The 392-nt window shown below is 57.7% G+C and carries 1 protein-coding gene; it reads left to right on the plus strand.

All coding sequences use genetic code 11. The features are described from left to right. The coding region (locus tag EOA22_RS37445) for a cbb3-type cytochrome c oxidase subunit II (protein ID WP_206521620.1) at window positions 1-333 on the plus strand (333 nt) is incomplete at its 5' end. Between the last annotated feature and the right edge of the window lie 59 nt (window positions 334-392).

Consider the following 392-nt stretch of genomic DNA (forward strand, 5'->3'; position numbering starts at 1 on the left):
GTCGTGCCGGAATCGGTCATGCCGAGCTATGCCTTCCTGAAGGACGCGCCGATTGAGGTGAAGAACTTCTCGACACACCTGGTTGCGAACGCGCGCGTCGGCGTCCCCTACTCCGATGACATGATCGCCAATGCCAATGCCGATCTGGCGACGCAGGCCGACCCCAATGCCGACACCTCCGGCCTTGAGAAACGCTATCCCAAAGCCAAGGTCGGAGACTTCGACGGCAATCCGCAACAGGTGACTGAAATGGATGCCCTCGTTGCGTATCTGCAGATGCTCGGGACCTTGGTGGATTTCAAGAACTACGACGAGGCCGCCGGTTACCGCTGAGGAGCTTTATTCATGGAATACAATTTGATGCGGGAGTTTGCTGACAGCTGGGGTCTGGT

The organism is Mesorhizobium sp. M7A.F.Ca.US.014.04.1.1 (assembly GCF_003998745.1).
Classification (GTDB): Bacteria; Pseudomonadota; Alphaproteobacteria; order Rhizobiales; family Rhizobiaceae; genus Mesorhizobium; species Mesorhizobium ciceri.